This is a genomic window from Micromonospora sp. WMMA1976, from assembly GCF_027497335.1.
Taxonomy (GTDB): domain Bacteria; phylum Actinomycetota; class Actinomycetes; order Mycobacteriales; family Micromonosporaceae; genus Micromonospora; species Micromonospora aurantiaca.
Genome location: NZ_CP114912.1, coordinates 2,007,719 through 2,027,449 on the forward strand (window position 1 = coordinate 2,007,719; position 19,731 = coordinate 2,027,449).

Annotated in this window: 20 protein-coding genes; 17 read left to right on the forward strand and 3 right to left on the reverse strand. The window is 72.6% G+C overall.

The window, feature by feature from the left end; translation table 11 throughout:
- Positions 1 to 156: 156 nt before the first annotated feature.
- Both O7546_RS09460 and O7546_RS09465 read right to left on the reverse strand, forming a co-directional pair.
- Entirely contained in the window at positions 157 to 948 is a 792-nt protein-coding gene (locus O7546_RS09460) for a cytochrome c oxidase assembly protein (RefSeq protein WP_194802877.1), read from the reverse strand.
- Positions 945 to 1,487 carry a DUF2243 domain-containing protein gene (locus tag O7546_RS09465; protein ID WP_194802876.1) on the reverse strand — a complete coding sequence of 181 codons (543 nt, stop codon included), beginning with the start codon at positions 1,485 to 1,487 and terminating at the stop codon, positions 945 to 947. The genes O7546_RS09460 and O7546_RS09465 overlap by 4 nt, the downstream gene beginning before the upstream one ends.
- Positions 1,488 to 1,579: 92 nt before the next feature.
- On the opposite strand from O7546_RS09465, the gene aroB reads away from it, so the two are divergent.
- From aroB to nusB, 4 genes are all read left to right on the forward strand, one after another.
- Positions 1,580 to 2,656, forward strand: coding sequence for a 3-dehydroquinate synthase (aroB, locus tag O7546_RS09470; protein ID WP_194802875.1), 1,077 nt, complete (start codon positions 1,580 to 1,582; stop codon positions 2,654 to 2,656).
- The gene (gene aroQ / locus O7546_RS09475; RefSeq protein ID WP_194802874.1) at positions 2,653 to 3,093 is read left to right on the forward strand and encodes a type II 3-dehydroquinate dehydratase; all 441 of its coding nucleotides are present in this window, start codon (positions 2,653 to 2,655) and stop codon (positions 3,091 to 3,093) included. Before aroB ends, aroQ begins: the two co-directional genes overlap by 4 nt.
- 86 nt (positions 3,094 to 3,179) lie before the next feature.
- On the forward strand, positions 3,180 to 3,737 hold the full coding sequence (gene efp, locus O7546_RS09480) for an elongation factor P (RefSeq protein WP_013285503.1): 558 nt from the start codon (positions 3,180 to 3,182) through the stop codon (positions 3,735 to 3,737).
- Positions 3,738 to 3,760: 23 nt separating this feature from the next.
- Positions 3,761 to 4,171, forward strand: coding sequence for a transcription antitermination factor NusB (gene nusB, locus O7546_RS09485; protein ID WP_174361785.1), 411 nt, complete (start codon positions 3,761 to 3,763; stop codon positions 4,169 to 4,171).
- 61 nt (positions 4,172 to 4,232) lie between these two features.
- Here nusB and O7546_RS09490 read toward each other — a convergent pair whose 3' ends face one another.
- Positions 4,233 to 4,721, reverse strand: a complete 489-nt coding sequence (locus O7546_RS09490; RefSeq protein ID WP_013285505.1) for a helix-turn-helix domain-containing protein — start codon at positions 4,719 to 4,721, stop codon at positions 4,233 to 4,235.
- Positions 4,722 to 5,007: 286 nt separating this feature from the next.
- On the opposite strand from O7546_RS09490, the gene pyrR reads away from it, so the two are divergent.
- From pyrR to metK, 13 genes are all read left to right on the forward strand, one after another.
- Positions 5,008 to 5,592: a bifunctional pyr operon transcriptional regulator/uracil phosphoribosyltransferase PyrR gene (gene pyrR / locus O7546_RS09495; RefSeq protein WP_194802873.1), complete on the forward strand. Its 585-nt coding sequence runs from the start codon at positions 5,008 to 5,010 to the stop codon at positions 5,590 to 5,592.
- Entirely contained in the window at positions 5,589 to 6,515 is a 927-nt protein-coding gene (locus O7546_RS09500) for an aspartate carbamoyltransferase catalytic subunit (RefSeq protein WP_194802872.1), read from the forward strand. The genes pyrR and O7546_RS09500 overlap by 4 nt, the downstream gene beginning before the upstream one ends.
- Entirely contained in the window at positions 6,512 to 7,789 is a 1,278-nt protein-coding gene (locus O7546_RS09505; RefSeq protein WP_194802871.1) for a dihydroorotase, read from the forward strand. The genes O7546_RS09500 and O7546_RS09505 overlap by 4 nt, the downstream gene beginning before the upstream one ends.
- A gap of 61 nt (positions 7,790 to 7,850) precedes the next feature.
- Positions 7,851 to 8,993, forward strand: a complete 1,143-nt coding sequence (gene carA / locus O7546_RS09510) for a glutamine-hydrolyzing carbamoyl-phosphate synthase small subunit (RefSeq protein WP_194802938.1) — start codon at positions 7,851 to 7,853, stop codon at positions 8,991 to 8,993.
- Complete coding sequence (carB, locus tag O7546_RS09515; protein WP_281600742.1) at positions 8,986 to 12,333, forward strand: carbamoyl-phosphate synthase large subunit; 3,348 nt, start codon at positions 8,986 to 8,988, stop codon at positions 12,331 to 12,333. Before carA ends, carB begins: the two co-directional genes overlap by 8 nt.
- 121 nt (positions 12,334 to 12,454) lie before the next feature.
- A complete protein-coding gene (locus O7546_RS09520; protein ID WP_194802869.1) occupies positions 12,455 to 13,471 on the forward strand; it encodes a quinone-dependent dihydroorotate dehydrogenase in 1,017 nt (338 codons plus the stop codon).
- Positions 13,472 to 13,642: 171 nt separating this feature from the next.
- Entirely contained in the window at positions 13,643 to 14,917 is a 1,275-nt protein-coding gene (locus O7546_RS09525) for an adenosylmethionine--8-amino-7-oxononanoate transaminase (protein WP_281600743.1), read from the forward strand.
- 87 nt (positions 14,918 to 15,004) lie between these two features.
- The gene (pyrF, locus tag O7546_RS09530; RefSeq protein WP_194802867.1) at positions 15,005 to 15,844 is read left to right on the forward strand and encodes an orotidine-5'-phosphate decarboxylase; all 840 of its coding nucleotides are present in this window, start codon (positions 15,005 to 15,007) and stop codon (positions 15,842 to 15,844) included.
- Positions 15,845 to 16,019: 175 nt separating this feature from the next.
- The gene (gene mihF, locus O7546_RS09535) at positions 16,020 to 16,337 is read left to right on the forward strand and encodes an integration host factor, actinobacterial type (protein WP_013285515.1); all 318 of its coding nucleotides are present in this window, start codon (positions 16,020 to 16,022) and stop codon (positions 16,335 to 16,337) included.
- A 25-nt stretch (positions 16,338 to 16,362) separates the two neighbouring features.
- Positions 16,363 to 16,914, forward strand: a complete 552-nt coding sequence (locus tag O7546_RS09540; protein ID WP_194802866.1) for a guanylate kinase — start codon at positions 16,363 to 16,365, stop codon at positions 16,912 to 16,914.
- A gap of 3 nt (positions 16,915 to 16,917) precedes the next feature.
- Positions 16,918 to 17,184: a DNA-directed RNA polymerase subunit omega gene (gene rpoZ / locus O7546_RS09545; protein ID WP_013285517.1), complete on the forward strand. Its 267-nt coding sequence runs from the start codon at positions 16,918 to 16,920 to the stop codon at positions 17,182 to 17,184.
- Between the two features lie 14 nt (positions 17,185 to 17,198).
- Positions 17,199 to 18,407: a bifunctional phosphopantothenoylcysteine decarboxylase/phosphopantothenate--cysteine ligase CoaBC gene (gene coaBC / locus O7546_RS09550; RefSeq protein ID WP_194802865.1), complete on the forward strand. Its 1,209-nt coding sequence runs from the start codon at positions 17,199 to 17,201 to the stop codon at positions 18,405 to 18,407.
- An 82-nt stretch (positions 18,408 to 18,489) separates the two neighbouring features.
- A complete protein-coding gene (gene metK / locus O7546_RS09555) occupies positions 18,490 to 19,695 on the forward strand; it encodes a methionine adenosyltransferase (protein WP_281600744.1) in 1,206 nt (401 codons plus the stop codon).
- Positions 19,696 to 19,731: the final 36 nt, after the last annotated feature.

The following is a 19,731-nucleotide window of genomic DNA, read 5'->3' on the forward strand; positions in this document are numbered from 1 at the left end:
GTGGTGTTCCACTCGTCGGCTGATGCCGTGGTGGGTGGAACGTGGTGGGTGTCTCCTCGGCCTCTTGGCACCCGTGGCGTTCCAGCCGGCGCGCATGACGTCGGTGGGTGGAACTTCGTGGGCGGGTGAGAAGGCGCGTCGGCCAGGTCCGGCCGGTCAGGCGTTTGCGGCGACGGTCCCGGCCGCGCGGCGGCGGCGCTTGGCCGGTTCGGGCCGCCAGGTGGCGAGCAACGCCAGCGCCAGCGCGATCTCGGCCAGGTCGCCCAGGTAGTACATGAGCGTGGCCCCGGCCCGCAGCTCGGCGGCGGTGGCCGGCACGTCGACGAACAGCCCGGCGTAGAGCAGCTGAGCGATGGTGGCGTGCGCGGCCACCCCGAACCCGATCACCACGAGCCGGACCGGTACGCGTGGGCGGTGCGGTCCGGGATCGGGACCGGCGATCGACCAGGCGAACAGGCAGCCGCTGAGCAGGAAGTGCGCGTTCACCAGCGTGTGCAGGGCCGGGTTGTCGAGGGTGGCCCGGTACAGCGGGGTGAGGTAGAGCAGCCACAGCCCGCCCGCGGTGAGCACCAGGCCGGTCACCGGGTGGCCGAGGACCCGCGCGACCGGGTGCCGCAGCAGGTGGACCAGGGCCCGGCCGGTACGCCGGTCCAGCGTGCGCAGCAGCAGCGTGACCGGGGCGCCGAGCACCAGCGCCAGCGGCGCGAGCATGCCGATCAGCAGGTGCTGCCACATGTGCCCGACGAAGTCGCCGGCCGGCCAGAGCAGCCCGGTCACCAGCAGCAGCGCGCCCAGCCCGAAGCTCGCCATGCGGGCGTGCGGCCAGCCCGGCCCGCCCGGGTCGCGCAGCCGCAGCGCGGCGGCCAGGTACGCCCAGAACAGCGCCGCCGGGACCAGCGCGGTCGCCGGGAAGCCGCCGTCGGCGTGCCCGGCGTGGGCCAGGCTCACCGGCGCTCCGGCGCGCAGAGGTCCACTGCGCGGGCCCGGCGCTGGATCGCCCAGCCGACTGCGATCAGCACCACGCCGAGGGCCAGGAACCCGAGGTCCCACCAGAGCTGGTTCGGGCCGCCGCGTACGTGGTGGATGCCGAGCAGGTGGTGGTCGATGACGCCTTCGACCAGGTTGAACAGGCCCCAGCCGATCAGCGCCCAGCCCCACAGCATCGGCGAGCGCCACAGCCGGCCCCGGGAGCTGGTCACCCGGGAGTAGAGCAGGGCCAGGCCGGTCAGCACCGCCACCCAGGTGACCACGTGGAACAGGCCGTCCCAGAGCGTGTTCATCTGCAACCCGGGCACGGTGTCCACCGGGTACTCGCGTACGCCGACCCGGTCGCTGCCGGTGCTGCTGAGCATGTGGTGCCACTGGAGGACCTGGTGCAGGACGATGCCGTCGACGAAGCCACCGAGCCCGACGCCGAGGATCGTGGCGGGCAGCCGGATGCTCGTCGCGGATTCCGGTCGGGTTGCGTGTGCCGTCGTCTCGCTCATTCCGGCCGCCCTACCCGCGGTGCGGCCGGGCAAACACCCAGCCGGTGGACAACGGCCGCGCGAGGGCGGCGCGCTGGACTAGGCTGCCCGCGATGGACGAGGTGACCCGGATTCCGGTCGGCGGCGAGCGGCCGTACGACGTGCTCGTGGGACGTGACCTGCTGGACCCGCCGCCCCGGCTGCTGCCGGGCGCCGAGCGGGTGGCCTTCCTGCACGCGCCGCCGCTCAAGGCGCTCGCCGACCGGCTCGCCGACGCGGTTCGCGAGGGCGGCGTGACGCCGCTGCTGATCGAGGTGCCCGACGCCGAGGCGGGCAAGCACGTCGACGTGGCGGCGGCCTGCTGGGACCGGCTCGGTGACGCCGGGTTCACCCGTACCGACGCGGTGGTCGGGGTGGGCGGCGGCGCGGTCACCGACCTGGCCGGCTTCGTCGCGGCGACCTGGCTGCGCGGCGTGCGCTGGGTGCCGGTCGCCACGTCGCTGCTCGGCATGGTCGACGCCGCCGTGGGCGGCAAGACCGGCATCAACACCGCCGCCGGCAAGAACCTGGTCGGCGCGTTCCACCCGCCGGCCGGCGTGCTGGCCGACCTGGCGACGCTGGACAGCCTGCCCCCGGCGGACCTGGCCGCCGGGATGGCCGAGGTGGTCAAGTGCGGGTTCATCGCCGACCCGGTCATCCTCGACCTGGTCGAGCGGGATCCGGCCGCCGCGCTGGACCCGGCCGGGCCGGTGCTGCGGGAACTGGTCGAGCGCGCGGTCCGCGTGAAGGCCGACGTGGTCGCCGGAGACCTGCGCGAGTCCGGGGTACGCGAGGTGCTCAACTACGGGCACACCCTGGCGCACGCGATCGAGAAGGTGGAGGGCTACCGCTGGCGGCACGGCCACGCGGTCGCGGTCGGCCTGGTCTACGCCGCCACGCTGGCCCGGCTCGCCGGTCGCCTCGACGCGGCCGACGCCGAGCGGCACCGCCGGGTGCTGACCGCGCTCGACCTGCCCACCGGCTACCGGGCCGACGCCTGGCCGGAGCTGCTCGCCGCGATGCGGGTGGACAAGAAGGCCCGGGGCAGCCGGTTGCGGTTCGTGGTGCTCGACGGGCTCGCCCGCCCGGCGATCCTGGAGGCGCCGCCGGACGACCTGCTCGCCGCCGCGTACGCGGAGATCAGCTCGTGAGGGTGTACGTGCTCAACGGACCGAACCTGGGCCGCCTCGGCACCCGCCAGGTCGACGTGTACGGGGTGACCAGCTACGCCCAGCTCGTGGCCGACTGCGAACGGCACGGCCGGGAGCTGGGCCTGGACGTGGAGGTCCGGCAGACCGACGCCGAGCACGAGATGCTGGCCTGGCTGCACGAGGCGGCCGACGAGGCGGCGGCGGTGGTGCTGAACCCGGCCGCCTGGTCGCACTACTCGGTCGCGGTGCGGGACGCCTGCGCCATGCTGCGCGGCCCGCTGGTCGAGGTGCACATCTCCAACATCCACGCCCGGGAGGAGTTCCGGCACCACTCGGTGGTCTCCGCGGTGGCCACCGGCGTGATCTGCGGCCTGGGTGTGGACGGCTACCGGCTGGCGCTGCACCACCTGGCCGCCCGGCTCGCCGCAGGAGCCTGAGCCGGTCCGTTCCGTGGCGCGAGTCCGATTCGACAGAGCGAGTAGACTTGGACGGTCTGTCCGCCAATTGATGATCAAGGCAGGAAATGGCCACCACCAACGACCTGAAGAACGGCCTGGTACTCAACCTGGACGGCGAGCTGTGGGCCGTCGTCGAGTTCCAGCACGTCAAGCCCGGTAAGGGTGGTGCCTTCGTGCGCACCACGCTGAAGAACGTGCTGTCCGGCAAGGTGGTCGACAAGACCTTCAACGCGGGCACCAAGGTCGAGACCGCGACCGTGGACAAGCGCACCATGCAGTACCTGTACGCCGACGGCGAGGACTACGTCTTCATGGATCTGGAGACGTTCGACCAGATCACCGTCCCCGGCGGCACCGTCGGCGAGGCCGCCAACTACCTCCTCCCCGAGGCCGAGGCGACCGTCGCCACCCACGAGAGCGTGCCGCTGTACATCGAGCTGCCGACCTCGGTCGTGCTCGAGGTCACCTACACCGAGCCGGGCCTGCAGGGCGACCGGTCGACCGGCGGCAACAAGCCGGCCACCGTCGAGACCGGCGCCACAGTGCAGGTGCCGCTGTTCATCACCACCGGTGAGAAGATCAAGGTCGACACCCGCGACGGCCGTTACCTCGGCCGAGCCTGATGGCCGAGGGCCCCAAGCAGCAGATGCCGGCGCGCCGCAAGGCGCGCAAGCGGGCGCTGGATGTGCTCTTCGAGGCCGACCTGCGGGACCGCCCGCCGGTCGAGGTGCTCGCCGGTTACCTGGAACGGATCGAGCAGCCGCGCCCCGACCACCTCGGCTACGCGGTCGGGCTGGTCGAGGGCGTGGCGGCGCACCTCGACCGGATCGACGAGACGATCGCCAGCTACGCCGAGGGGTGGACGCTGGAGCGCATGCCGGTGGTCGACCGCAACCTGGCCCGGATCGCCGTGTACGAGCTGCTCTACGTCGACGAGATCGACGACGCGGTGGCGATCAGCGAGGCCGTGGAGCTGGCCCGGCAGATGTCGACAGACGACTCGCCCCGCTTCCTCAACGGCATCCTCGGCCGGATCGCCGAGTACGCCACGCGCTGACGCGCCGCGACGAGGAAGGGCCCGTGCCGGTAGGCACGGGCCCTTCCTGTCGTACGGGGTGTCAGGACGCGAAGAACGCCCGCGGGTCGGCGACCAGCACGCCGTGCTCGGTCAGCCGCTCGATCAGGCCCGACGGCGAGGCGTCGTAGACGATCGCGAGGGCGCGCAGGTCGTCGGCGCGGATCGAGAGCACCCGGCCGTTGTAGTCGCCGCGCTGCTGCTGGATGGCGCGCGCGTAGCGGGCCACGTACGCGAGGTCCTCGGAGGCCTCGTCGTAGAGCCGCTCCAGGTCCAGCACGATCTTGCTGGTGGGCTCGTGACGCACCCCGCTGCCGTCGGGCAGCAGCTCCGAGACGGGAACGCGGTAGAAGTCGGCCAGCTCCGCCAGGCGGGACACGGTGACGGCGCGGTCGCCGCGCTCGTACGAGCCGACCACCACGGCCTTCCACCGCCCGTTCGACTTCTCCTCCACCCCCTGCAGGGACAGGCCCTGCTGCTGGCGGATGGAGCGCAGGCGGGCGCCCAGCGACTTGGCGTATTCAGAGGGCATTCGGACACTCCCAGTGCTGTTCGGGTTCTCCGAGCTATCGCTACGGAGCGTGACGGTACGGGGATTGCGACAAGTGGTCAAGTGTTGCCGTGCACGAGGTCCGGCACCCACGTGTGGCTTGTCCCCATTTCGCCGGGCTGACCAGCAGGTCAGGACCGGCGGCGGGTGGCCCGGTGACCGCTGGTAACGTGGCGTGAAGCCCCGGTCCGGGCCCCGCGCGGGCCTGCCGGAGCAGAACAGACGTCCTTTAACGACCCGTCCCGTGAGGCGGGGAAGGAGGTCCGCCGTGGCCTACCCACCGGCTGCCCACTCGTCGCCGCCGCGACAACCCTCGGTGAAGGTGATCCTCGCCGCAGCGGACGTGTCGCGGGTGGTCGACCGCATCGCCCACCAGATCCTGGAGAAGACCCAGGGCGCCGCCGGCACCGTGCTGCTGGGCATCCCCACCCGGGGCGTGCCGCTGGCCCACCGCCTCGCCGCCCGGATCAGCACCTTCGAGGACGTCACCGTCCCGGTCGGCGTGCTCGACATCACGCTCTACCGCGACGACCTGCGCCGGCACGCCACCCGCGCGGTCGGCCCGACCGACCTGCCACCCGGCGGGATCGACGGCAAGCGGGTGATCCTCGTCGACGACGTGCTGTTCTCCGGCCGCACCGTGCGGGCCGCGCTGGACGCGCTCAGCGACGTCGGCCGCCCGGCGTCCGTGCAGCTCGCGGTCCTGGTCGACCGCGGCCACCGCCAGCTGCCGATCCGCGCCGACTACGTCGGCAAGAACATCCCCACCGCGCTGGCCGAGAACGTCAAGGTCACCCTCGCCGAGACCGACGGCACGGACGAGGTCAAGTTGTACGGGGGTACACCCGCATGATCCGGCACCTGCTCTCCGGCGCCGACCTGGACGCCGACACCGCCACCCTGGTCCTGGACACCGCCGCGGAGATGGCGACGGTGGCCGGGCGCGAGGTCAAGAAGCTCCCCGCGCTGCGCGGGCGCACCGTGGTCAACCTCTTCTACGAGGACTCCACCCGGACCCGGATCTCGTTCGAGGCGGCCGCCAAGCGGCTCAGCGCCGACGTGATCAACTTCTCCGCCAAGGGCTCCAGCGTGGCCAAGGGGGAGAGCCTGAAGGACACCGCGCTCACGCTCCAGGCGATGGGCGCGGACGCGGTGGTCGTCCGGCACCCCGCCTCCGGCGCCCCGCACCGGCTCGCCGAGTGGGTGGACGGGTCGGTCGTGAACGCCGGTGACGGCACCCACGAGCACCCCACCCAGGCGCTGCTCGACGCGTACACGATGCGGTCCCGGCTGGGCCGGCTCGACGGCCTGCACGTGGCGATCGTCGGCGACGTGCTGCACTCCCGGGTGGCCCGCTCGAACGTGCTGCTGCTGTCCACGCTCGGCGCGAAGGTCACCCTGGTCGGCCCGCCCACGCTCATCCCGGTCGACATCGCCGCCGCCCTGGCCCCCGGCACCGACGTCTGTTACGACCTCGACACCGTTCTCCCAGGTGTGGACGTGGTGATGATGCTGCGGGTGCAGCGCGAGCGGATGGGTGACTCCTACTTCCCGTCGGCCCGCGAGTACGCCCGTCGCTACGGGCTCGATGGGCCGCGCATGCGCCGGCTGCCCGAACACGCGATCGTCATGCACCCCGGCCCGATGAACCGGGGCATGGAGATCACGCCCGAGGTGGCCGACTCGCCCCGCTCCACCATCGTCGAACAGGTCGCCAACGGGGTCTCCGTGCGGATGGCCGTGCTCTACCTGCTGCTCGGAGGGAACAACCGGTGACCGCGTACCTCATCAGAAGCGTCAGCATCGTCGGCGGCGAGCCGACCGACCTGCTCATCCGCGACGGCGTGGTGGCCGGTACGGGCCGCGGGCTCGCCGCGGGCGACGCCACGGTCGTCGACGCGACCGGCCTGGTCGCGCTGCCCGGCCTGGTCGACCTGCACACCCACCTGCGCGAGCCCGGCCGGGAGGACGCCGAGACCGTCGAGTCCGGCTCCCGGGCCGCGGCGCTCGGCGGCTACACGGCGGTGTGCGCGATGGCGAACACCTCGCCGGTCGCCGACACCGCGGGCGTGGTCGAGCAGGTCTGGCGGCTCGGCCGGGAGGCCGGCCTGGTCGACGTGCAGCCGATCGGCGCGGTCACCGTCGGGCTGGCCGGCGAGCGCCTGGCCGAACTGGGCGCGATGGCCGACTCGGCCGCCGAGGTGCGGATCTTCTCCGACGACGGGCACTGCGTGTCCGACCCGCGGCTGATGCGCCGGGCGCTGGAGTACGTCAAGGCGTTCGACGGCGTGATCGCCCAGCACGCCGAGGAGCCCCGGCTCACCGAGGGCGCGCAGATGCACGAGGGCGAGGTGTCCACCCGCCTCGGCCTGACCGGCTGGCCGGCCGTCGCCGAGGAGGCGATCATCGCCCGCGACGTGCTGCTCGCCGAGCACGTCGGCAGCCGCCTGCACGTCTGCCACGTCTCCACCGCCGGCAGCGTCGAGGTGCTGCGCCAGGCCAAGGCGCGCGGGGTACGGGTCACCGCCGAGGTGACGCCGCACCACCTGCTGCTCACCGATGCCAAGGCGGAGAGCTACGACCCGGTCTTCAAGGTCAACCCGCCGCTGCGCACCGCCGCCGACATCGCTGCGCTGCGGGAGGCGCTGGCCGAGGGCGTGATCGACATCATCGCCACCGACCACGCGCCGCACGCCGTGGAGGACAAGGAGTGCGAGTGGGCGTACGCCCGGCCGGGCATGCTCGGCCTGGAGACGGCGCTGTCGATCGCGCTCGACGTGTTCGGCCCCCGCTGGGACCTGATCGCCGAGCGGATGTCCCGCACGCCGGCCCGGATCGCCGGGCTGGCCGGGCACGGCCTCGACCCGGCGCCCGGCGTACCGGCCAACCTGACCCTTGTCGACCCGGCCGCCCGGCGCGTCATCGAACCGGCGGAGCTGGCCAGTCGCAGTCGCAACACCCCGTACGCACGCATGACGCTGCCGGGTCGCATCGTGGCGACCTTCCTGCGCGGCGAGCCGACGGTCCTGGACGGAAAGGCTGTCAAGTGATCCGAGCGAGGAACGTAGCGGAGCGGAGTCCCGCAGTCCGGATCGAAGGGGGCGCAGCATGGTGAAGCGTAGATCGGCGATTCTCGTCCTCGAGGACGGGCGCACGTTCCACGGCGAGGCGTACGGCAGCGTCGGGGAGACCTTCGGCGAGGCGGTCTTCAACACCGGCATGACCGGCTACCAGGAGACGCTCACCGACCCGTCGTACCACAGGCAGGTGGTGGTGCAGACCGCGCCGCACATCGGCAACACCGGCGTCAACGGCGAGGACGACGAGTCCGACCGGATCTGGGTGGCCGGGTACGTGGTGCGCGACCCGGCCCGGATCAGCTCCAACTGGCGGGCCGGCGGCGGCCTGGAGGACCGGCTCGCCGCGGAGGGCGTCGTCGGCATCAGCGGCGTGGACACCCGGGCGCTGACCCGGCACCTGCGCGAGCGCGGCGCGATGCGCGTCGGCATCTCCAGCGTCGAGGACGACCCGGCCGCGCTGCTGGAGCGGGTGCGCCGCTCGCCGCAGATGGTCGGCGCGAACCTGTCCGATGAGGTGACCACCGCCAAGCCGTACGTCGTGCAGGCGCAGGGCGAGCACCGGTTCACGGTGGCCGCGGTGGACCTGGGCATCAAGCGCAACGTGCCGCGCCGGCTCGCCGCCCGCGGCGTCACCACCCACGTGCTGCCCGCCGGGTCGACCATCGAGGACCTGCTCGCCACCGGCGCGGACGCTGTCTTCTTCTCGCCCGGCCCGGGCGACCCGGCGACCGCCGACGGCCCGGTGGCGCTGGCCCGGGAGGTGCTGACCCGGCGGATCCCGCTGTTCGGCATCTGCTTCGGCAGCCAGATCCTCGGCCGGGCGCTCGGCTTCGGCACCTACAAGCTGGGGTACGGCCACCGCGGCATCAACCAGCCGGTGCTCGACCGGGCCACCGGCAAGGTCGAGGTGACAAGCCACAACCACGGCTTCGCGGTGCAGGTGCCGGGTGCCGGGGACGGCGCGGTGGTGCCGGATCAGGTGATCCAGACCGAGTTCGGCGGTGTCCAGGTGTCACACGTCTGCCTCAATGACAACGTGGTCGAGGGGCTGCGGGCCGTGGACGTGCCCGCCTTCACCGTCCAGTACCACCCCGAGGCGGCGGCCGGCCCGCACGACGCGGACTACCTCTTCGACCGTTTCGCAGAGCTGATCGAGGGGCGCAAGAATGCCTAAGCGGACCGACCTCAAGCACGTCCTGGTGATCGGCTCCGGGCCGATCGTGATCGGACAGGCCTGCGAGTTCGACTACTCCGGCACCCAGGCCTGCCGGGTGCTGCGCAGCGAGGGGATCCGGGTCAGCCTGGTCAACTCGAACCCGGCGACGATCATGACGGACCCGGAGTTCGCCGACGCCACGTACGTCGAGCCGATCACGCGTGAGTTCGTCGAGCTGGTCATCGCCAAGGAGCGCCCCGACGCGCTGCTGCCGACGCTCGGCGGGCAGACCGCGCTGAACACCGCTGTCGCCCTGCACGAGGCGGGCGTGCTGGAGAAGTACGGCGTCGAGCTGATCGGCGCGAACATCGAGGCGATCAACCGGGGCGAGGACCGCCAGCTGTTCAAGGAGATCGTCGCGAAGGCCGGCGTACGGCTGGGCCTGGACGATCCGTCGGCGCTGGTGCCGCGGTCGCGGGTCTGCCACTCGATGGACGAGGTCCGCGAGACGGTCGCCGACCTGGGCCTGCCGGTGGTCATCCGGCCGTCGTTCACGATGGGCGGCCTCGGGTCCGGCATGGCGCACACCGACGAGGATTTGGAGCGCATCGCCGGGTCCGGCCTGGCGGCCAGCCCGGTGCACGAGGTGCTCATCGAGGAGAGCGTGCTCGGCTGGAAGGAGTACGAGCTCGAACTGATGCGCGACCGCCACGACAACGTGGTGGTGGTCTGCTCGATCGAGAACGTCGACCCGATGGGCGTGCACACCGGCGACAGCGTCACCGTCGCCCCGTCGATGACGCTCACCGACCGGGAGTACCAGCGGCTTCGTGACCTCGGCATCGCGGTGCTGCGCGAGGTCGGTGTGGACACCGGCGGCTGCAACATCCAGTTCGCGGTGAACCCGGCCGACGGCCGGATCGTCGTGATCGAGATGAACCCGCGGGTGTCGCGTTCCTCGGCGCTGGCGTCGAAGGCCACCGGCTTCCCGATCGCGAAGATCGCCGCGAAGCTCGCCATCGGCTACACGCTCGACGAGATCCCCAACGACATCACGCTGAAGACGCCCGCGGCGTTCGAGCCGACGCTCGACTACGTGGTGGTGAAGATCCCCCGGTTCGCGTTCGAGAAGTTCCCCGGCGCCGACCCGGAGCTGACCACCACGATGAAGTCGGTGGGCGAGGCGATGAGCCTGGGCCGCAACTTCACCGAGGCGCTGAACAAGGCGATGCGCTCGATGGAGACCAAAGCATCGGGTTTCTGGACCACTCCGGACCCGGACGGCGCCACGAAGGAGAACACCCTCGCCGCGCTGCGCACGCCGCACGACGGCCGGCTCTACACGGTCGAGCGGGCGCTGCGCCTCGGCGCGTCGATCGCCGAGGTGTCCGAGGCGTCCGGCGGCATGGACCCGTGGTTCCTGGACCAGATCGCCTCGCTGGTCGAGCTGCGCGCCGAGATCGTGGACGCGCCGGTGCTCGACGCCGCACTGCTGCGCCGCGCCAAGCGGGCCGGCCTGTCCGACCGGCAGCTCGCCGCGCTGCGTCCCGAGCTGGCCGCCGAGGACGGCGTCCGGACGCTGCGGCACCGGCTCGGCGTCCGGCCGGTCTACAAGACGGTGGACACCTGCGCGGCCGAGTTCGAGGCGACCACGCCGTACCACTACTCGACGTACGACTCGGAGACCGAGGTGGCGCCCTCGGCGCGGCCGAAGGTGCTCATCCTGGGCTCCGGGCCGAACCGGATCGGTCAGGGCATCGAGTTCGACTACTCGTGTGTGCACGCCGTCCAGGCCCTCCGGGCCGTGGACTACGAGACCGTCATGGTCAACTGCAACCCGGAGACCGTCTCCACCGACTACGACACCGCCGACCGGCTCTACTTCGAGCCGCTGACGTTCGAGGACGTGCTGGAGGTCTGGCACGCCGAGGACTCCTCCGGCAAGGAGGCGGGCGGCCCCGGCGTCATCGGGGTGATCGTGCAGCTCGGCGGGCAGACTCCGCTGGGCCTGGCGCAGCGGCTCAAGAACGCCGGCGTGCCGATCGTCGGCACCTCCCCGGAGTCGATCCATCTGGCCGAGGAGCGCGGCGCGTTCGGCGCGGTGCTGGCCCGGGCCGGGCTGCGCGCGCCCGCGCACGGCATGGCCACCTCGTACGACGAGGCGAAGGCGATCGCCGACGAGATCGGGTACCCGGTGCTGGTCCGCCCCTCGTACGTGCTCGGCGGGCGCGGCATGGAGATCGTGTACGACGACGCCACGCTGCGCGACTACATCGGCCGCGCCACCGCCATCTCGCCGGACCGCCCGGTGCTGGTGGACCGGTTCCTGGACGACGCCATCGAGATCGACGTGGACGCGCTCGTGGACGCCGACGGCGACGTCTACCTGGGCGGCGTGATGGAGCACATCGAGGAGGCCGGCATCCACTCCGGCGACTCGTCCTGCGCGCTGCCGCCGATCACCCTGGCCGGCTCGCACCTGGCCCAGGTGCGGCACTACACCGAGCAGATCGCCCGCGGCATCGGTGTGCGCGGCCTGCTCAACGTCCAGTACGCGCTGCAGGGCGACATGCTCTACGTGCTGGAGGCCAACCCGCGCGCCTCCCGGACCGTACCGTTCGTCTCGAAGGCCACCGCGGTGCCGCTGGCGAAGGCGGCGGCCCGGATCGCGCTCGGCGCCACCGTCGCGCAGCTGCGCGCCGAGGGGATGCTGCCGCCCACCGGCGACGGCGGCACCATGCCGGCCGACGCGCCGATCGCGGTCAAGGAGGCGGTGCTGCCGTTCAAGCGGTTCCGCACCCCTTCGGGCAAGGGCATCGACGTGCTGCTCGGCCCGGAGATGAAGTCCACCGGCGAGGTGATGGGCATCGACACCGGCTTCGGGCAGGCGTTCGCCAAGTCGCAGGCCGCCGCGTACGGGTCGCTGCCCACCGCCGGGAAGATCTTCGTCTCGGTCGCCAACCGGGACAAGCGCGGCATGATCTTCCCGATCAAGCGCCTGGCCGACCTGGGCTTCGAGATCGTGGCCACCACCGGCACGGCCGAGGTGCTGCGCCGGCACGGCATCGCCTGCGAGCAGATCCGTAAGCACTACGAGTCGGGTGAGGGCGCGGACGCGGTGTCGCTGATCCTCGGCGGGGACGTGGCGCTGGTGGTGAACACGCCGCAGGGCTCCGGGGCGAGCGCCCGTTCCGACGGGTACGAGATCCGCAGCGCGGCGGTGAGCGTGGACATCCCGTGCGTCACCACGGTTCCCGGCGCCGCCGCCGCGGTAATGGGCATCGAGGCCCGCATCCGAGGCGACCTGAAGGTCCGCCCCCTGCAGGACCTGCACGCAGCCCTGCGGGCCGGCGAGTGACACCGCGCCTTCACGCGCCGATCATGAGGTTGGCGGCGATGTGGATCTCCAAATCCGCCGCCAACCTCATGATCAACGGGGAGACGGGGGAGACCGGGGAGACCGGGCGAGGGGGCGCGGCGTGATCTTCGAGAAGGTGGTGCGGCCCCGGTTGTTCTCGCTCGCGGGCGGGGACGCCGAGGGGGCGCACGAGTGGACCCTGGAACGGCTGGCCGCGGTGTCGCGGCAGCCGGCCGTTCTCGCGGCGCTGCGACGGGCGTACTTCCGGTCGGCGCCGCGCACCGTGTTCGGGGTGCGCTTCCCCAACCCGGTCGGACTGGCGGCCGGGATGGACAAGAACGGACTCGCGTTGCCGGCCTGGCCGGCGCTGGGCTTCGGCTTCGTCGAGGTCGGCACCGTGACCGCGCACGCCCAGCCGGGCAACCCCCGGCCCCGGCTGTTCCGGCTGCGCGACAGCGAAGCCGTGATCAACCGGATGGGCTTCAACAACGCCGGTGCCGAGGCGCTGGCGGACCGGCTGGCCGCGTTGCCGCGCCCGCTCGGTGTGCCGCTGGGCATCTCGCTCGGCAAGTCCAAGGTGACCCCGCTGGACGAGGCGGTCGAGGACTACCTCGCCTCGTACCGGGCGCTCAAGGACCACGGCGACTACTTCGCGGTCAACGTGTCCTCACCGAACACTCCCGGGCTGCGGTCGCTTCAGGACCGGTCCCATCTGGACGCCCTGCTCGCCGCGCTGGTGGGGGAGAAGCCGGTGCTGGTGAAGATCGCCCCGGACCTGACCGAGCCGGCCGTGGCCGAGCTGCTGGAGGTGTGCCTCGACCGGGGCGCGGCCGGGGTCATCGCCACGAACACCACGCTCGCCCGCGACGGGCTCGCCCCGGCCGACCGGGAGCGCGCCGCCGAGGCCGGCGGGCTGTCCGGCCGGCCGCTCACCGCCCGGGCCCGGGAGATGGTCGCGTTCGTGCACCGCGAGACCGGGGGCCGGCTGCCGGTGATCGGTGTGGGCGGCATCCTGCACCGGGACGACGCGACACGCATGTTCGACGCCGGCGCCTCCCTGCTCCAGCTCTACACCGGCTTCATCTACCGCGGCCCCGCCCTGACCCGGGCCATAACAACCCGAACCACCCGACCCTGACCCACCCCACCCCACCCCCGCACCGCCCCCACCCCCGCGCGATCTTGCGCTTTCGGCCCCGGCATACCGCCCATTCCGGGCCCGGTCGGGGCACCAACTGCAAGATCGCGGGGGAGAGCGGGGGAGAGCGGGGGAGGGAGGGGGAAGGGCGGGGGCGAAGGAGGAGGAGACGTGACGCCTGAGGAGATTCTGGAAGCCGACCGGCGGCACGTGTGGCACCCGTACGCCGCGATGCCTCCCGCCGGCGCGCCGTACGTGGTCGACAGCGCCGCGGGGGTGCGGCTGCGGCTCGCCGACGGGCGGGAACTCGTCGACGGCATGTCGTCGTGGTGGGCGGCGATCCACGGCTACCGGCACCCGGTGCTCGACGCCGCGGTGACCGACCAGCTCGGACGGATGAGCCACGTGATGTTCGGCGGGCTCACCCACGAGCCCGCGGTACGCCTGGCGCGCACGCTCGTCGAGCTGACCCCGGACGGCCTGGAACACGTCTTCCTGGCCGACTCCGGCTCGGTCAGCGTCGAGGTGGCGGTGAAGATGTGCCTGCAGTACCAGTGGGCGCTGGGACGCCCGCAGCGCCGCCGGCTGGGCACCTGGCGGGGCGGCTACCACGGCGACACGTTCCACCCGATGAGCGTGTGCGACCCGGAGGGCGGCATGCACCACCTCTGGGGCGACGTGCTGCCCCGGCAGGTGTTCGCGCCGGTGCCGCCGCCCGGCTTCGACGCGGCGCCGGACCCGGCGTACGAGGCGGCGCTGGTGGACGCGGTGGAGCGGCACGCCGACGAGCTGGCCGCGGTGATCGTGGAGCCGGTGGTCCAGGGCGCCGGCGGGATGCGGTTCCACCACCCGCACTACCTGCGCGTGCTGCGCGAGGTGACCAGCCGGCACGGCATCCTGCTGGTGTTCGACGAGATCGCCACCGGCTTCGGCCGGACCGGCCGGATGTTCGCCGCCGAGCACGCCGGCGTCGCCCCGGACGTGCTCTGCGTCGGCAAGGCGCTCACCGGCGGGTACCTGACGCTCGCCGCGGCGCTGTGCACGCCCGAGGTGGCGCGGGCGATCTCCGCCGACGGGGTGCTGGCGCACGGGCCGACGTTCATGGGCAACCCGCTCGCCTGCGCCGTCGCCAACGCCTCCCTGGACCTGCTGCGGGCCGGGGACTGGGCGGGACGCGTGGCGGGCATCGCCGACGGCCTGCGGACCGGTCTGGAGCCGTTGCGGGACGCGCCCGGCGTGGCCGACGTCCGCGTGCTCGGCGCGATCGGGGTGGTGCAGCTCGACCACGAGGTGGACCTGCCCCGGGCGACCGCCGCGGCGGTGGCCGAGGGGGTGTGGCTGCGCCCGTTCCGGGATCTCGTCTACACGATGCCGCCGTACGTCTGCGACGCCGCGGACGTGGCGCGGATCGCGGCCGGAGTGGCCGCGGCGGTCAAGGCCGGCTGAGCCCGGCCGGATACGACAGGGCGCGACGGAAGGCCCGTCGCCGGACACGCCAGGCGGCCCGGAGCCGCCGGGAGAGGGAGAGACGTGATGGAGACGTTCGGCGCCCGTCTGCACCGGGCCGTGGCGGAACGAGGGCCGCTCTGCGTGGGCATCGACCCGCACCCCGGGTTGCTGGCCGCCTGGGGCCTGACCGACGACGTGGCGGGCCTGGAGCGGTTCTGCCGCACGGTGGTGGAGGCGATCGGTGACCGGGTCGCCGTGGTCAAGCCGCAGTCGGCGTTCTTCGAGCGCTTCGGCGCCCGCGGTGTCGGTGTGCTTGAGTCAACTATCCGACAGTTGCGAGATTTGGGAGCGCTCACTCTGCTTGACGTGAAGCGCGGCGACATCGGCTCGACAGTCGCCGCGTACGCGTCGGCGTACCTCGACCCATCCAGCCCTCTGTATGTCGACGCGGTCACCGCGAGCCCCTACCTGGGAGTAGGTTCGCTCGCCCCGATGTTCTCCACCGCCGCCGAGCACGGCGGCGGGGTCTTCGTCCTGGCGCTCACCTCCAACCCGGAGGGTGCCTCCGTGCAGCGCGCCGTGGGCGCCGACGGGCGCACCGTCGCGCAAACCGTGATCGACGAGATTTCCCAGCTCAACAGGGGTGCGGAACCACTCGGCAGTTTTGGTCTGGTGGTCGGGGCGACGATCGGTGAGACGGGTCACGATCTGGACTCGGTGAACGGTCCGCTGCTCGCGCCAGGGCTGGGCGCACAGGGTGGAACGCCCGCCGGGTTGCGTACCGTGTTCGGCGCCGCGCTGCCGTCGGTGCTTCCCTCGTACTCCCGGGAGGTGCTCGGCGCGGGCCCCGACCCGGCCGACCTGCGGGCCGCCACCGAGCGGGTGCTGGCCGACTGCCGGGCCGCCCTGGGCGCGGCGGACTGACTGACGGCTCGGTCACTTTGGGTTGATCATCGCGCGTCCACGTTGCCGAAATCTCCGTTGACCGCTAGTTTTCCCCGCGCTGGGAACCACGGACCCCTTTGGTTGCCAGCGACACCACGTTTCACAGATGCGGTGGGGCGCTCAGCCCGCCGTACTAGGGACCTGAGGAGAACTGGTGCCGCTCCCGTCACTGACCCCCGAGCAGCGCGCTGCCGCGCTGGAGAAGGCCGCGGAGATCCGCAAGGCCCGCGCTGAGCTGAAGGAGCAGCTCAAGCAGGGCAAGACCACCCTCGCCACCGTCCTCGAGCGGGCCGAGTCCGACGACGTCGTGGGCAAGCTGAAGGTTTCGGCCGTGCTCCAGGCGATGCCGGGCATCGGCAAGATCCGGGCCACCCAGATCATGGAGAAGCTCAAGATCGCCGACAGCCGTCGCCTGCGCGGCCTCGGCGAGCAGCAGCGCAAGGCTCTGCTCGGAGAGTTCGCCGCCAACTGAACGGCCCGCCGTGTAGAAACAAGCGGTGAGCACGGATGACGAGGCGCGCTCGGCGGCTCGGCTCACTGTCCTGTCCGGTCCCTCCGGGGCCGGCCGGAGCAGTGTCGTCGAGGCGGTCCGGGCGCGCCTTGCGTCTGTCTGGGTGCCGGTGGTCGCCACCACCCGCCCACCCCGTCCGGACGAGCGCGACGGCGTCGACCGCGTCTTCCTCGACGCGCCCGGCTTCGACCGGCTGATCGCCGCCGGGGAGCTGCTGGAGTGGTGCCGGATCGGGCCGTACCGCCGGGGGGTGCCCCGGGCCGGGGTGCGGACGCGGCTCGCCGAGGGCCGGCCGGTGCTGCTGCCGCTGGACCTGGGCGGCGCCCTGGCGGTACGGGCGGCGGCGCCCGGCACCCGGCTGGTGCTGCTCGCGCCGCCGGCGTACCGGGCGGACCCGGACGTCGCGGCCGTCTTCGCCCACGCCGTGGCACACGACCACACCGAGCGCGCCGCGGCGGAGCTGGTAGGATTGCTCGGTTCGTCCTTCCTGGCTCCGGCCCGACCGCCCGCGGGCGGCGCACGAGACGCAGAGGTTTAATTCGTGGGATCCATCGCCACCAACCCCGAGGGCATCACCAACCCGCCGATCGACGAGCTGCTCGAGAAGACCACCTCGAAGTACGCGCTGGTCATCTTCGCCGCCAAGCGCGCCCGGCAGGTGAACGCCTACTACAGCCAGCTCGGTGAGGGTCTCCTGGAGTACGTCGGCCCGCTGGTGGAGACCACCCCGCAGGAGAAGCCGCTCTCCATCGCCATGCGCGAGATCAACGCGGGCCTGCTCACCGCCGAGCCGACCGACCAGCCGTAACCGCGCCCGCGCCGATGCCCGCCGAGATCGTCCTCGGGGTCGGCGGCGGCATCGCCGCCTACAAGGCGTGTGAGCTGCTCCGGCTCTTCACCGAGTCGGGTCACCGGGTCCGGGTGGTGCCGACCGCCTCGGCGCTCCGCTTCGTCGGGGCGCCGACCTGGGCGGCCCTGTCCGGCCGGCCGGTCGCCGACGACGTCTGGTCCGACGTGCACGAGGTGCCGCACGTGCGGCTCGGGCAGCACGCCGACCTGGTCGTGGTCGCACCGGCCACCGCCGACCTGCTCGCCAAGGCCGCCCACGGCCTCGCCGACGACCTGCTCACAAACACGCTGCTGACCGCGCGCTGCCCGGTGCTGCTGGCCCCGGCCATGCACACCGAGATGTGGGAGCACCCGGCGACCGTGGCGAACGTGGCCACGCTGCGCTCGCGCGGCGTCCGCGTGATCGAGCCCGCAGTGGGCCGGCTCACCGGGCGGGACACCGGCAAGGGCCGGCTGCCCGACCCGGCGGAGATCTTCGCGGTGGCCCGCCGGGCCCTGGCCCGCGGCGCCGAGGCCGAGGCCGACCTGGCCGGCCGGCACGTGGTGGTCACCGCCGGGGGCACCCGCGAGCCGCTGGACCCGGTCCGGTTCCTGGGCAACCGGTCGTCCGGCAAGCAGGGGTACGCGTTCGCCCGCGCCGCCGTCGCCCGGGGCGCCCGGGTCACGCTCGTCGCGGCGAACGTGGCGCTGCCCGACCCGGCCGGGGTGGACCTGGTCCGGGTGGGCACGACCGAGGAACTGCGCACCGCCACGCTCGCGGCGGCAGCCGACGCGGACGCCGTGGTGATGGCCGCCGCGCCCGCCGACTTCCGGCCCGCCAGCTACGCCAGCGGGAAGATCAAGAAGTCCGACGACGGCGTCGCGCCGACCATCGAGCTGGTCACCAACCCGGACATCGCCGCCGAGCTGGGGCGCGTCCGCCGTCCCGGGCAGGTGCTCGTGATCTTCGCGGCCGAGACCGACGACGCGGAGGCCAACGGCCGGGCCAAGCTGGCCCGCAAGGGGGCCGACATGATCGTGGTCAACGAGGTCGGCGTGGACAAGGTCTTCGGCGCCGACACCAACGCGGCCACCGTGATCGGTGCCGACGGTGCCGTGCACCGGCTGCCCGAGCAGCCCAAGGAGGCCCTGGCCGACGCCGTCTGGGACCTCGTCTGTCCGCGGCTGCCGTCACGTTCCTGACGGTTGGTCGACCCGCGTTCATCGGGTCACGGCGGAACGACGGTGACTAAACTGCCGCCGAGCGACCTTTAAAAGTCTTCACATGCTTAGGAGTGCCGTGACACGTCTCTTCACGTCCGAATCGGTCACGGAGGGCCACCCGGACAAGATCGCCGACCAGATCAGTGACGGCATTCTCGACGCCCTGCTCGCCCAGGACCCGCACAGCCGGGTCGCGGTGGAGACGTTGATCACCACCGGTCAGGTGCACGTGGCCGGCGAGGTGACCACCAAGGCGTACGCCGACATCCCGACCATCGTCCGCGAGACCATCCTCGGCATCGGCTACGACTCGTCGAAGAAGGGCTTCGACGGCGCGTCCTGCGGCGTCAGCGTGTCCATCGGCGCGCAGTCGCCGGACATCGCCCAGGGCGTCGACAACGCCTTCGAGCTGCGTACCGGCGGGTCGGAGAGCGCGCTGGACGCGCAGGGCGCCGGCGACCAGGGCATGATGTTCGGCTTCGCCTGCTCCGAGACCCCCGAGCTGATGCCGCTGCCGATCGCGCTGGCGCACCGGCTGGCCCGCCGGCTCGCCGCGGTCCGCAAGGACGGCACGATCCCGTACCTGCGGCCGGACGGCAAGACGCAGGTGACCATCGAGTACGACGGGCTGCGCCCGGTCCGGCTCGACACCGTCGTCGTGTCCAGCCAGCACGCCGCGGACATCTCGCTGGAGTCGCTGCTCACCCCGGACATCCGCGACCATGTCATCGCCCCGGAGCTGGAGGGGCTCGGCCTGGGCACCGAGGGCTACCGGCTGCTGGTCAACCCGACCGGGCGGTTCGAGATCGGCGGCCCGATGGGTGACGCCGGCCTGACCGGCCGGAAGATCATCGTGGACACGTACGGCGGGTACGCCCGGCACGGCGGCGGCGCGTTCTCCGGCAAGGACCCGTCGAAGGTCGACCGGTCGGCCGCGTACGCGATGCGCTGGGTCGCCAAGAACGTCGTGGCGGCCGGGCTGGCCGAGCGGTGCGAGGCGCAGGTCGCGTACGCGATCGGCAAGGCGCACCCGGTGAGCCTCTTCATCGAGACGTTCGGCACCGAGACCGTGCCGGTCGCCTCGATCGAGAAGGCCGTGGCCGAGGTGTTCGACCTGCGTCCGGCCGCCATCATCCGGGACCTGCACCTGCTGCGCCCGATCTACCAGCAGACCGCCGCGTACGGCCACTTCGGCCGGGAGCTGCCGGAGCTGACCTGGGAGGGCACCGACCGGGCCGCCGACCTCAAGTCGGCCGCGGGAGCCTGACCACCACCACGCGCCGCGACCGGCGACCCGCACCGG